At 41.4% G+C, this 12683-nt stretch carries 11 protein-coding genes and 1 pseudogene; 2 read left to right on the forward strand and 10 right to left on the reverse strand.

The window, feature by feature from the left end; all coding sequences use genetic code 11:
• Nucleotides 1-312 precede the first annotated feature (312 nt).
• Complete coding sequence (locus BXY_RS21055) at nucleotides 313-1002, forward strand: Crp/Fnr family transcriptional regulator (RefSeq protein WP_004317686.1); 690 nt, start codon at nucleotides 313-315, stop codon at nucleotides 1000-1002.
• Between the two features lie 176 nt (nucleotides 1003-1178).
• Here the strand turns inward: BXY_RS21055 and BXY_RS21060 are convergent, their stop codons facing one another.
• The 8 genes from BXY_RS21060 to BXY_RS23830 all read right to left on the reverse strand — a co-directional run bounded on the left by BXY_RS21060 (nucleotide 1179) and on the right by BXY_RS23830 (nucleotide 9866).
• Nucleotides 1179-2459 carry an alginate export family protein gene (locus BXY_RS21060; protein ID WP_134993512.1) on the reverse strand — a complete coding sequence of 427 codons (1281 nt, stop codon included), beginning with the start codon at nucleotides 2457-2459 and terminating at the stop codon, nucleotides 1179-1181.
• A 29-nt stretch (nucleotides 2460-2488) separates the two neighbouring features.
• A complete protein-coding gene (locus BXY_RS21065; RefSeq protein ID WP_015532908.1) occupies nucleotides 2489-3280 on the reverse strand; it encodes a cytochrome c biogenesis protein in 792 nt (263 codons plus the stop codon).
• Nucleotides 3277-4521: a cytochrome c biogenesis protein ResB gene (locus tag BXY_RS21070; protein ID WP_015532909.1), complete on the reverse strand. Its 1245-nt coding sequence runs from the start codon at nucleotides 4519-4521 to the stop codon at nucleotides 3277-3279. Before BXY_RS21070 ends, BXY_RS21065 begins: the two co-directional genes overlap by 4 nt.
• Nucleotides 4522-4544: 23 nt before the next feature.
• A complete protein-coding gene (gene nrfA / locus BXY_RS21075) occupies nucleotides 4545-6026 on the reverse strand; it encodes an ammonia-forming cytochrome c nitrite reductase (protein WP_009039867.1) in 1482 nt (493 codons plus the stop codon).
• 39 nt (nucleotides 6027-6065) lie between these two features.
• Nucleotides 6066-6665, reverse strand: a complete 600-nt coding sequence (gene nrfH, locus BXY_RS21080; protein WP_009039868.1) for a cytochrome c nitrite reductase small subunit — start codon at nucleotides 6663-6665, stop codon at nucleotides 6066-6068.
• A gap of 153 nt (nucleotides 6666-6818) precedes the next feature.
• Entirely contained in the window at nucleotides 6819-7310 is a 492-nt protein-coding gene (locus tag BXY_RS21085; protein ID WP_004313310.1) for a DUF4625 domain-containing protein, read from the reverse strand.
• Nucleotides 7307-9466, reverse strand: coding sequence for a TonB-dependent receptor (locus BXY_RS21090; protein WP_009039869.1), 2160 nt, complete (start codon nucleotides 9464-9466; stop codon nucleotides 7307-7309). The genes BXY_RS21085 and BXY_RS21090 overlap by 4 nt, the downstream gene beginning before the upstream one ends.
• An 85-nt stretch (nucleotides 9467-9551) precedes the next feature.
• Nucleotides 9552-9866: a hypothetical protein gene (locus BXY_RS23830; RefSeq protein WP_009039870.1), complete on the reverse strand. Its 315-nt coding sequence runs from the start codon at nucleotides 9864-9866 to the stop codon at nucleotides 9552-9554.
• 164 nt (nucleotides 9867-10030) lie between these two features.
• On the opposite strand from BXY_RS23830, the gene BXY_RS21095 reads away from it, so the two are divergent.
• Nucleotides 10031-10375: a hypothetical protein gene (locus BXY_RS21095; RefSeq protein WP_008025548.1), complete on the forward strand. Its 345-nt coding sequence runs from the start codon at nucleotides 10031-10033 to the stop codon at nucleotides 10373-10375.
• A gap of 65 nt (nucleotides 10376-10440) precedes the next feature.
• Here the strand turns inward: BXY_RS21095 and BXY_RS21100 are convergent.
• Nucleotides 10441-11652 (reverse strand): annotated as a pseudogene (locus BXY_RS21100) (ATP-binding protein); the annotation flags it as partial.
• A 77-nt stretch (nucleotides 11653-11729) separates the two neighbouring features.
• Nucleotides 11730-12347 (reverse strand): HU family DNA-binding protein, encoded by a 618-nt coding sequence (locus BXY_RS21105; RefSeq protein ID WP_004313318.1) that lies wholly within the window; start codon nucleotides 12345-12347, stop codon nucleotides 11730-11732.
• Nucleotides 12348-12683 lie beyond the last annotated feature (336 nt).

Consider the following 12683-nt stretch of genomic DNA (forward strand, 5'->3'; position numbering starts at 1 on the left):
ACAAAGCAAATCCGAATTACCACCTTTACGTGGACTGGACGAAATTATCAAAACTTTTTTAGCCATAACTTTCTTTTATTACTTTTTGTTTTCAGAATTCTTTTTATCAATGATTCATGTTGCAAAAATAGACAAATAAAGGTATCCTGTATGTAGATAAATTACAGAGAAAGATACCATAATTACAGATTCTATATTTTGCATTCGTTTTAACAACTTTCTTGTATATAGTTATTCTACAAATAGTTCTGAAAGTTTCTTTCACTAATATATAATTTATATCTTTGCCCGTGATACAGACAACATGATACAATGAAAAAAATACAACTGACCGACTCACATAAAGAAAAGCTGTTTCAAATCCCCTTATTCAGGGATTTACCTTTAAACATCAAAGAGTCCTTATTGGAAAAGCTGGATTTTGTAATCTATGCGGCTAATAAAAAAGAGATAGTCGTTACACAAGGAACACCCTGCAACAAGTTATTTGTACTTTTGGAAGGAAAACTACGTACAGATATTATTGACGGATTAGGTAATGAGGTGATGATTGAATACATTATCGCTCCACGTACCTTCGCCACTCCTCATCTTTTTAATTCGAACAATACTTTGCCGGCTACTTTCACTGCTCTTGAGGACAGTGTGATACTTATGGCAACCAAAGATTCAACCTTCAAAGTAATTAGTCAGGACCCACAAGTTCTTCATAATTTTCTTTGTATCGCAGGTAATTGTAACATCTGTACTGTATCCCGCCTGAAACCTCTTTCACGCAAAACCGTACGGGAAAGGTTCATTGTCTATCTATACGAACATAAGAAAAAAGACTCGTTAGTAGTAGATATCATGCACACCCAATCCCAGCTCGCCGAATATTTAAATGTGTCACGCCCTGCTCTATCTAAAGAAATCAATAAGATGATGAAAGAAGGACTCGTCATCATGGAAGGAAAACGAATTGAGATTTTAGATAAAACAACTTTGGAAAAGTATTTGTAACGACGTATTTAGAAAAATATCCGTAACAACAGACGTAACAATAAGAGTGTAGCTATCAAGAAGTGGTTAAGACAAAAATCATCCTCACTTCAGATATACTGTGGTAAGGATGATTTTACAAATTCAAAACTTTCAAAAACTCTCTCTTTATTTAAATTCTATCTATTCCTTTAAATTTACCATTTCACAAACAATATCTTCGGATTGATATTCAACGATAACCAACCCCAATCCTGCCAGCTTTTATGATTGCCGGTTTTCACAGCGTCCATCGTCTTCGTGCCACGCATAAAAGAATATCCGGCAGAGAGTTTCACATCTTTCATGATCGACCAGTTTATCTGATAATCGACTTCCGATCCTAAATATTTCTTCAAGTCCTGAACCTTTACGGCTGTACTAAAGTAGTGATAATTAAGTTCCATATCCACTTTGTCAGAAGCACGGAAACGACCTCCGATACGGACATCCATCAATCCCGGCGCATAACCGTTCGCAAAGGTAGAAGCATAAAAATAATCCATTGCTCCATAGAATTTATGATGAGTTCCATAAAGTGGATCGAAAGCTTTGTACTTACCGCCATTTCCTTTATCACCACTTAGATAATCAAAGCTAACCACAGCTCCCCATGTCTGGTCAAACGTATAAGCAGCCTGTATGCTTCCCATCAAAGCTGAAACTTTATCAGCTGCTTTATTCTTACCCATCTGATAGTAGAAAGCACCATCCAGATTCCAGTTACTGTTCTTATAAGTGAGGTAGGTTCCCATTGTTTGCAAGTAACGAGTGTGAGAGTCATCCGTAGCTTTATCGCCCGTTTCCAATCCCAAGTTCATAAACAATAAAGAAGCCCCGAACGGAACATTGTCCGCCTTATAGTGATACCAAACGGTTTGCATATTCTTATAAGGCTGTCCCGTAGAAGAATCATAGTAAGTGCCTCCGCTTGTTCTACTGTCATTATTCTGATTAAAAGCAAGAATTAAATGCACTTCATTATTTTTGTTGGCATACCCCAGCTTCAACGCATCGTGATAACGACCCGCTACATTCCAGTCCAATCCTCCCAAAATACGTTCATCATCATAAATCAACGACTGACGTCCCAGTTGGGCAAAGAATCCTTCGCCAAAGTTCATCTTTGCCCAAGCCTCATTCAGCATAAAACGCCCGTTCTTTTCAATCTGCGGGTCCTGTCCCCAGACACCTACATGCTGTGCCGACATCTTCAGTTCCAGATCCGAACGTTTATAATCCATCGACAAACGTGCGCGGTTATTGATGAAGGACGTAGGAGCCACCCCTTCATCCCGTGGAATCAAGGCACCGTTCCGATACTCTGCACGAGGTCTGATTTGCATAGACATCGTAAATTCATTCTCTTTCTCCGTGTTTTGTGTGTATGCCATGCTTGGCAATAGCATAAGCAAGAATGACCAATAAAATGTTTTCATTGATAGTGCAGTTTAAATGATTCGATATTTCAATTCAAATTATACGTATGTACGCTGACTCCTTGTGCGGACGGAAGATAATTGATTCCATACCAACACATTTGTAATAAGACAAAAGAGACCAATAAAATAACCAATGCCGGACGTGCCTTCAATGGCTTTCCCAATCTGAAATGGATATATGCCAGATAAGCAAACCAAGTCGCCGCTGCCCAGGTTTCTTTCGGGTCCCAAGCCCAGTAGTGTCCCCAGGCTTCTTTCGCCCAGATAGCTCCTGTAAGCATACCTAATGTCATAAATGCCAGACCTACATAAGTGAGGTTATCACACAAATCCATTTCTTTCCGTTCAATCTTTTTCTTCTTGAACCAAAGCAGATAGACAGCCATCACCGTCGCCGCTCCCAACATAGCGTAAGCAAACATATACACAATGACATGAGGAGCAAACCACGGACTTTGCAAAGCAGGCATCAACGTTTTATTGTGAATCTCCGGTTTGAAGATATTGATACAGATAAAGACGAACGAAAGGATGCAACTGAAACTAAGAATCCATTTGTACTTCCAACGTATGTATGTTATCAATCCCGCCAACGGAAGGAAGAAAGAATACCACAGCCGGGTCTCCCCCATGGTCCGCATCGGAGGGCGTTCCAATGAAATCCACATTCCGATAATGAAGCTGAAAAAAATAGCCAACCCTAAGAAAGTAAATCCGTAAGCCCATCCCGGTTTTGTTCCTTTCCAGGCAACAAAAGCTCCTAAAGCCCAACAAACCAGTGCAGCTATTGCAAATAATATAAAGTACTCCCAATTCATGCTTTGTCCTCCTCTTTTCTCTTTTGTGCACTGACGAACAAGCAGACAGCTCCTGCCATCATCATTATAATTCCTGCGTAAACGACCGGTAGCCACGGATCGCGAACCAGTTCGAAGACACTGACATCGCTCCATCGTCCTTTTGTCTCGTCGTAGCTAAGTTGATAGATTTTCCATCCTTCTATCTCTATCGGACGGTTCACTTCAATGGTACCTTCCGTTATCGTTCCTTCTTGTGTGTAAATTTTCACTTCCGACGCAAATCGCTGCGGTTCCCGTTCCGGCATCACAAGACTGGTTAAAGAATCCAGCCGGATTGCCTTATAAGGAAAAAGAAAACTGCCACAGCTTACCCAGCCTTCTTTTATTGTTTGATTCTTCTGATTGACTGCTTTCAGATAAACAGCATAAGTTGCTCCCATCGAATGAAATTCTGTAAACTTCAAGGCATCTTCAGTAGCTACAGAAGCTGCCATCGGGATAGATTGTTCGATTGTCAATTGCCAGTCCTGTAATGTTCCCTTTGTTACTCCCTCTTCCAGCAATACATGTTCAGGAGATTTTTCGGGAAGCGTACGCCCGGTTTCGTTGTCAATCAGCATCAGTTTTGGAGGATATTCGTCAATAGTAAAATCCTTGAGTTCGATAGCCAATGGAAGTTCAATCAGTTGACCTTTATCGTCAGTAGCCCGCCATTCGGCATTGCCCATGCGGGTTGTCATTTTCAACCGTTGCATATCGGCGTTTCCTAAAGTGGCCGCTATCAACGCGACGAATAATCCGATATGATTGAGAAGGAACGAAAGTCGTCTCCACTTAAAAGGAAAGCTGGCACGAAGTATCGTCAGTCCCAATGCAGTGACCATCCAAAAGTAAAGCAGAACGAAAGGCCAGGATGCAATCATCTGTGAGAATCCCAGCAAATCCGTTGAAGCATTTGGAGCATGACCGGAAGGAGCTTGCCGGATAAGTCCCATAACTACTGTCATGCCGACCGCCCACAACAAAGCGGAGACGGCAGCGGAATAATGGCTTAACCAACTGAATAAATACACACGTTTACGAAGAAGGTGCATGGCTATCAAGGCAACGATATAAACCAGCAGCACAATCACGTTGACCGGACAGGCAAACAAATCCCAGTTAATAGCACCCACTGTCATTTGCAGCAATATGCCTATTATCAGTAATCCTGCGGCAATCGTCAGCCCTTCTTTATAACTCCACGGTTTGCTCCACATATATATCTATGCTTATATTTGTTTTATATCTGCGCCAAACGTCCATTTTCTTTCGCTTTCTCCAACCAGGCGGGAACGGTTATTTTCAGGAATTTCTCTTTCGCTGCTCTTTCAGCGTCCATATCCAAGCCGATGTATTCCTGTGCTTTTGCTTTCGTCGAGATGTCCGGCATCGGAACATCACCAGTGTATCCGTTCTTCGCCAATACTTTGGATACGGCAAGACGGGCTTGCATAGCACGGTCGAGTCCGTGAGAAAGGATCCTCTGAATTTCCTGCGGTGCATGGAAAGAGCCGCCGTGTGAAGCCACTCCGAAATCCCAACGCCATTGTGCCTGACGAATCAATGCGAGAACATCTTTCATTTGAGCTTCTGTCGCTCCATTATCCCAAGCAAATTTAGCTTCGATATGCGCTTTCGCCAATTCCTGTTCCAAGCGGTTACGAATTTCGTTCGCTTTGCGTTGGCGTTCGTAAACGTTATTGCGCAAAGTCTCTTCGCTCTCGCGATGGCAAACCTGACAGGTACGATCAATCATAGCCAATGGGCTCTGAATATGGTGATCGCTGAATTTCACACCACCTTCACTCTTATACGGCATGTGACAATCGGCACAAGAAACACCTCTTTGCCCATGAATACCCATTTGAGCAATCTCATAATCAGGATGCTGTGCTTTCAGAATCGGAGTACGACTCAATTTATGGATATAATCATAGAACCCGGCCTCATCATAATAAGCCTCCATATCTTCTACCGTGAAACCTTTATCCCAAGGGAAAGTCAGGTATTTGCCATCACCTTTGAAGAAATATTCAACGTGACATTGCGCACAGACCAATGAACGCATTTCTTGCGGAGTAGCTTTGGTGATGTCTTTACCTTGGCGTTGGAAAGCTTCAATCAAAGCCGGACGGCTGATATGAAGATTCATTGTTTCCGGGTCGTGGCAATCAGAGCAGCCAATCGGATTTACGATTTCGGCCCCCATAGCTCCCCATTTATTATTATAGAAAGAATCGACACCCAATGCTTCCATCATACGGGGAACATCCGGACTTTTACAAGTCCAGCAAGTAGACGGTTGCGGACCATCCGTCGGGTTCACAGGTGCACCGGTACGTAACGATGCCGTAATATCCTCAATAGCATGCATGTGCCCCCGTGGAGTAGAATAATCTTTAGAGAAAGCGTATCCCGCCCATAGAATCACCATTTCAGGACGTTTTTCCAAGGCATCCACAGCTATATTCCCATTAAATTCGCTTTCAAAGTCAGTCTTTGCAGTTTCCGTCCAAGTTTGATATTCACGGGGGAAATCATCCTTGAATAGTTCATTTCGCGCTTCAATCCCCTTGATGACGTTTTTACGGTTGTTGAAAATGCTGGCAACTTCCGCCCTCCGTTCCATCAACGCAGAAACGCATAATCCCAAAACAAATACAACGACCATTGAACCTCCGAACAACAGCCATCCTTGCCATGATTTTAATTTCTTTTCCATTGTATATCGGTTTTATTATTTTATTACGTATTTCATTTCCTATTTATCTTTCTGATTCACCATCTTCCGGAGCCATTCGGGAACGGGCGATTCCGGAAGAGGAACAATAGCTCCCGGAGTGCCGGACAGAGAGTTTTTTCCACCATGAGGAACATCACGATGGCAATCCCAGCAAGCCTTCCCCTCTCCTACTTGTGACATCATATAATCAATCTTCCCCGTCTTCACAAATTCCGTATTGAGTTGTGTATGACAGCGAATACAATTATTCATTATCACTTCGGAACTGGCTTCATGAGCCTGAATCACCTGCGGCTCGCTTTTGGTAAGAAATGCAGCCACGTGTTTCATACCGTCCCCCCCTTTAAAGGTCCATTTTTTCACAGCATTTTCATGCGGTACATGACAATCATTGCAGGTAGCATTCCGGGCATGTGAGCTATGAAACCAAGTTGCATAGTAAGGAGTCATAATATGACAGTTCACACAGGCAGCCGGGTCATCTCCAAGATAGGTATGCGCCCGGAGCATGTACATAAACAATGCCCCTCCCCCCACAATAACACCGCCAATGATGACAGCCGCTACCTTCCATTTAAAAGAAGGAAAGAGTCGATTTATTATTGGAAACTTCATCATACGAAATAGAATTTTTCACAAAAGTAAAGGATTGGAAACAAAAAAGGTGTAATATCTATTACACCTTTCGAAAGAAAAAATACTCTTTATACAAAAAACAGCCTATCTATCGTCCTGTAGCCAACAGATATTCCAGTTCCTTTATATAGTTGTCTATTCATTATGATGGTGGTCTTCATCTTCCACCTCATTGCTCAATTTAATATTGCGCGCGATATAAGATTCGTTGCCTGCGGCATCTGTGCAATAAACCATCAAATGATAATCCCCTGCAGTCGCATTGGCTGGTATTACAATATCGTGATGATGAATATGTGCTGTTTTCTGTCCTGACACATCATACGATCTGTTAAAACTAAAATCTACTGTTTCCTGCACAGCCCTACTATTACCGCCGTGTGAATGATGGTCGAAATTGCTATGAATTTCGATCTTATAGGATTTCAGCATGACATCATCCGACAAATCCATTTCAAAATGAACTCCATGTTCGTTTCCGATCTCCAATGCCTGACCTTCTTCCGGTTCATGAAGTTCAATCAAAGGTTTGATCGTATCGCTGGAGTCATCATTATCACAAGAGGAAAACATGAAAGTAACTGTTGCCAAAAGGCTAACCATTGGGAGATAAAATTTATTTTTCATTTCAGTAATTTTTTAAATGGAACTTTGATTAATATTTGGAAGTTACGTCCCGGTTCGGGAATCTCAACTTTCCTGTAAAAACTAAGATGATTGTAATATCGGGTATTGAATATATTCCGGGCGGTCAGGGTAATTTCAATTTCATTATTTCCACCTATCGGAATGTTTAAAGATCCGCCCAAATGGAAGAGATTTGCTCCGGCTGTACGGTCTTCGTTACGGTCCACTCTATTTTGCCGAGCAATGCTCTGCCATTCTGCATACAACATATACCGGTTCTTTTGCCAGGTTAATGTATTGCGCATAACAGGTGGCGGCGAGAAACTCAATGGAATATGTTCATCACAATTATAGGTGTAAACGTATTCAGCGGAAATCCGATAATTGAAGTTACGCAGAAAATCAACATCTACGGTAGCTTCAGTTCCTGCGAACAGTGCTTCCGCTCCGGTATAGCGATAGATTTGTCCGGCATGAGGCAATACAGACCACTCTCCGGTAGGACGCAGAAAGATGTAATTGCTGAACCAACTGACAAATGGAGAGACGGAGAAAGAAATTCTCCGGTACTTCAGATGATAAGAAGCGTCCAGTTGCCAGCCCTGTTCCGATTTTAAATTGGCATCTCCCTGTTCATGGCGGAAAGTGCCGTGATGTACTCCGTTGGCAGCCAACTCATTCGCACCGGGCAGGCGGAAACTACGCCCGATATTCACCTTTACCAGATGCTTGTCGGAGGGAGTCCATACCAATCCCAGAGAAAGAGAATAATCACCATAGTGTTTTTTCACCTGGTGACTGTTCCACTTATAAAGGTCTATCTGTTCCTGGGTATATCCCTGTTTTTGAAGATAATCGGCAAGGTAAACATCTTCATGCGAAGAAATATTTATGTATCCGTAGTCATACCGAGCTCCTCCGCTGACGGAGAGCACATTGTTAGGTCTGTACGTTGTAAGCCAGAGCATTCCGGTGGTGGAACGGTGATATTCGGGCAATAAAAACGAATAGCCGGCAATGTCATTCCGTTGATGCTGTCCATCCCACCCCAATGTATGTTCCCATGAAGAAGATCCGATAAAACGAGCTTTCACTGAAGCACTGAAGGTGTTCAGATTAAATGCGAGTTCTTTGTCGGGGTCTTTCTCTGGTGCGGGTTGCGAGCCATAGTGAGTATGGAAAGCACTCCATTCTTCACGGTGATTGTTCTGGAAACCCAAATCACCTGACAAGATCAGTTTCTCCCACGCATATTGCTGATGGATGGTCACCTTCAGGTGATTCACTTTGCTATAAGGCAATTCGATATTACGGCTATCTCCATCATCTTCCACACGGGACGCATCGGGTATGCCATGCGCTCCGGGGAAGAAACCTGTCTTTTGATAGACATTACTCACGGAGAAATTCGCTCTATATGCCCTTCGCTGATATTGGGTAAAGAGTCCGATATTGCGTTCAATGCCTGCTGTATTCTTCAGTTTACGCCCATAGATGGGGATTCTCTGTGTCAGGTAGACAATAGAATCCGTAGGAATATGATAGTCGCCGAAGTGCTGTTCCGAATAACGAATGTGAGAGTACCAGGCATTTTTTTTGATTCCCAGCATCAGTGATCCTCCGACGGTTCCATTGACTGATTTACCAAGCAGTGTGACATCTCCAAACACCCGATTATCCATAGGCACGGCCGGTGGAACGACATCTATCACTCCTCCCATCGCATCACTACCATAAAGCAATGAGGAAGGGCCTTTCAAAACATTGACCGCTCCTATATTGAAGGCATCCAATTCCAAACCGTGATCGGCTCCCCATTGTTGTCCTTCCTGCTTGATTCCGTTTTCCAATACGGCAATCCGGTTGAATCCCATTCCGCGAATCATCGGTTTGGAGAATCCCGAACCGATATCCATTGCTTGCACTCCGGGAATATTCTCCATCGCTTGCATGAAGTTTCCTGTAAAATGTTTGCGCAGAAAATCCTGATCTGCTACATCAACCGTAAGGGCAGACTTTTTAGCTTGACGTTGCTGGTACGTTTCGGTCACCACAACATCAGGTAAAAGCATACTCTTGATTGAATCGGATTTCTGTGCGTGGACGGGTAAGGCTACAATCAGCCCCAGTACGCCCGAAATAATTCCGATACGCATCAATTACAATCTTTATTTAATATGTAAAATGAATGTGAGGACAGGTTACAGTGAATCTGTCTTCTTCGTAAATTTGAGTATGTAATTATGCGACAGGGGGTGCACGCAGTTGATGCGAATAAGTCCGTTTACAAACGACCTTATCCTGGTAAATGATTGGCTCGTAAGGCACGAGCGTTAATGTACAATGAAATTCTACCGGTGGGGGTTCAGTAAAGAAAGAAAGGGAGTATTGACATATCGCACAATCATCGGATGACTTGTGAGAGTGCCCGGCATGAGAACATGACTTTTCATCCTCACTTCCATGATAGTGAAAGGTCTTCACTACAAAGAAAGGAATGAATGTCATAAACAACACCCACGCTATGTATGCTCTTATTTTTCTCTCGTGATACATTCTCCCTCTATTGGTTATATAGAATAGTGGGAACAAATATAGGCGTATGAAAGTGAACGGACAAATTATCAGGCTTAATATGTGTTATTTAAAGAATCTGTAACAAACGAAATCTAAATTTAATTCACTACTTTTGCAGTATTGAACATTTTAAATTTAAAACAATGAATGAAAACGACAAGTTAAATATCCTGTGGACAACGGACAATAAAGATACGATCTTTAATATGTTGTCAATGTACGTAATAAACTCTAAAAACAGAGGTTGGTGGAAACATATAAATGTAATCCTTTGGGGAGCATCGGTAAGATTAGTGGCAAACGATACACAAGTTCAGACAGAAGTATTGGAAATGCTACAATCAGGAATTACAATTGAAGCATGCCAGGATTGTTGCAACAATTTTGGAGTAACTTCAATTATTATCAATTTAGGTATTACCGTTAGATACATGGGAGCTCCACTAACAGAATGTCTGAAAAATGGAGAAAAAATACTATCTATTTAGGAACCTGTTTTTAAACTAGATACTACATCTCTTTCAATGTCCAAGTAAGGATTACAAAACTATAACAATAGAACATTACGCATTGTTTTATTAGGAAAAGTCATGTAATATTTATCTTTTAAAGTTATTACACCCCAATAAAACAAAATGATAGAATAAAATCTTATATCAAAAACGTTCTGTTTATCAAGTTTCTTTGAAAGGTCGGCTACATTATAAGGCAACTCATCATCAATAATCAGTGCATCCAACATCGCTTTCGCGTTATCCAGTGAAAGGGTAAGCCGACGAATCCAATTAATATCGGTACGTAGATTTTCATCTACCAGTTCGTCGGGAATACTACCAGCATTGGCCGCAAACTTCTTGAAGAAATAAGTCAGGATAGTAGCATTGAACAACCGATCACCATTGGGACGGAAACGATAACCATCGTAGTTGCTCACAATTAGCTGCCAGATTTCATCGAAACGTTCCTGTCCTGTGGAGTATTTGTCAAGTACATAACGCAAGTATGTCTCTGTCTCTTCGTATGTAAACCCGAGCATATTCAGAAAATTAGGTTCAAGAGTCAATATCTCTGCTATGTTATATCCACTGGTCAAATCATCCATCGTAGCAGGTAATACACCTGTACAGAAACAGGTACGGATACTCCCCTCACCTATTCCGGCTTTTATCACTTTAAAGAAAGTACGCAAAAAACTGTCATTCGTCGTCACTTCCTCATAAAGCGGATCGTTGTATGCTGTAAGCAACTGATTAGTGAAGTTATCATATTCATCAATCAATAGATAAACTTTTGGAAATTCATGAGAACGGGCATAATTAAGAACTTCTTCCAACATTTTGGAAGCGTCTCCCCGAGTAGTAAACTGAAAATCACCGAACAAATCTCTGTTATGCTCTACCATCACATCTACCGAGCCACAGTTCAAATCATTAAAGTTTTGAGCCAACCCTTCAATAGTATCCGCCATTACCATTTTCGAAAAATCGTAGCGAATAATCATATAACTGTTATGCTCTTTTGTCGGATGGTTACCTATCCAGGTTCCCCCAAACAGTTCTTCAAACCGATGCGCTTTTGTACGGTCATAATAGCAAGCTAATGTAGAAACCAACAAACTTTTTCCAAAACGACGGGGACGGAGAAATACAGGAGCATTATAATCCTCTAATTTAGGAATATAATCAGTCTTATCAACATAATAAAAACCACGTTCACGCAAATCTATGAAATCCGCTACTGCATAAGGAATAGTTATTCTTGCCATAATCTTACTATTTTCTCTATATACAAACAAAGGTACAAAATTGTTAGCAAAAAGAAGGACAATTACTTATTATAATATTATTCTTCCTGTTTCCATACATAAAACACATTCCTTCCCGCCCCTCTCTTACGCAGTTTTCCCTCCTGAATAAAAGTATTCAAATCATCAACAGCTTTCAGCCGGGCTACTCCTGTCAGTCTGCTGTATTCTATGCGGGTGATTCCTCCATTCTTCTTCAGAAACTCCTGTAACATTTGAAGACGTTGCTCGATAGGTATCTCCGTTTTACTGACAGTCCGTCCCGATTTGGGCACACGTTCAAGTCTCATTTCCCGTCTTACCTTCAATTTAAAATTTTTGGAGGTACGCAAGTGTACATTGTCAAAACAGATAGATTCGGAACGGATTTCTTTTTTAGTCATTACCTTCTGAGTGCATTTCAAAGAGACACTAAGATGTCCCAGTTCTCCAAGCTCCACAATATAGCCACGCGCCAAGAGACTACCAAGTTCATCTATTACAGCCCCCAACACCCCGTCAACCATATTCTGGGGAAAATGTTGATAACGTGACACACGTTCTATAAACTCTTTTTGGGAATAAGTCCCGCTCGGAACTATCCGCGCATGAAGGGGTTGCTTCTCGCCGGTATTCTGAACGTCCGGTGTCTCATACAAATCATAATACGCACTCATAAGCAGCTATATTTTATTGATTATCATTTATCATTTTCTTGCCTGATATTTAATCTCTCTTATACCAATCATTAGTTCTTGGCTAGCATATATTTATTCGTCTGACTATAGTGTAACTTGCATCTAACTATAGTTATTCTTTCGTCTGACTATAGTTAGACGAAAAAGTAACTATAGTCAGACGATTAGTTTATTGCATACAAAGATATACTTTATCGCAATACAACTTATAAATATTAGGAAGAAAAGATTCAGTTAACCGCTAGAAATTAATCACCCAACAGCAACTTAGTCACAGCAGCCGTATTCAATGCCCATTCACGGGTATATACTTCA

The organism is Bacteroides xylanisolvens XB1A (assembly GCF_000210075.1).
In the GTDB taxonomy this organism is placed as follows: domain Bacteria; phylum Bacteroidota; class Bacteroidia; order Bacteroidales; family Bacteroidaceae; genus Bacteroides; species Bacteroides xylanisolvens.

What these genes read in the sequence shown, in the direction of transcription:
- BXY_RS21055 (WP_004317686.1), top strand. Translation starts at nt 313, where the DNA reads ATGAAAAAAATACAACTGACCGACTCACATAAAGAAAAGCTGTTTCAA.
- BXY_RS21060 (WP_134993512.1), bottom strand. Translation starts at nt 2,459, where the DNA reads ATGAAAACATTTTATTGGTCATTCTTGCTTATGCTATTGCCAAGCATG.
- BXY_RS21065 (WP_015532908.1), bottom strand. Translation starts at nt 3,280, where the DNA reads ATGAATTGGGAGTACTTTATATTATTTGCAATAGCTGCACTGGTTTGT.
- BXY_RS21070 (WP_015532909.1), bottom strand. Translation starts at nt 4,521, where the DNA reads ATGTGGAGCAAACCGTGGAGTTATAAAGAAGGGCTGACGATTGCCGCA.
- nrfA (WP_009039867.1), bottom strand. Translation starts at nt 6,026, where the DNA reads ATGGAAAAGAAATTAAAATCATGGCAAGGATGGCTGTTGTTCGGAGGT.
- nrfH (WP_009039868.1), bottom strand. Translation starts at nt 6,665, where the DNA reads ATGATGAAGTTTCCAATAATAAATCGACTCTTTCCTTCTTTTAAATGG.
- BXY_RS21085 (WP_004313310.1), bottom strand. Translation starts at nt 7,310, where the DNA reads ATGAAAAATAAATTTTATCTCCCAATGGTTAGCCTTTTGGCAACAGTT.
- BXY_RS21090 (WP_009039869.1), bottom strand. Translation starts at nt 9,466, where the DNA reads ATGCGTATCGGAATTATTTCGGGCGTACTGGGGCTGATTGTAGCCTTA.
- BXY_RS23830 (WP_009039870.1), bottom strand. Translation starts at nt 9,866, where the DNA reads ATGTATCACGAGAGAAAAATAAGAGCATACATAGCGTGGGTGTTGTTT.
- BXY_RS21095 (WP_008025548.1), top strand. Translation starts at nt 10,031, where the DNA reads ATGAATGAAAACGACAAGTTAAATATCCTGTGGACAACGGACAATAAA.
- BXY_RS21105 (WP_004313318.1), bottom strand. Translation starts at nt 12,347, where the DNA reads ATGAGTGCGTATTATGATTTGTATGAGACACCGGACGTTCAGAATACC.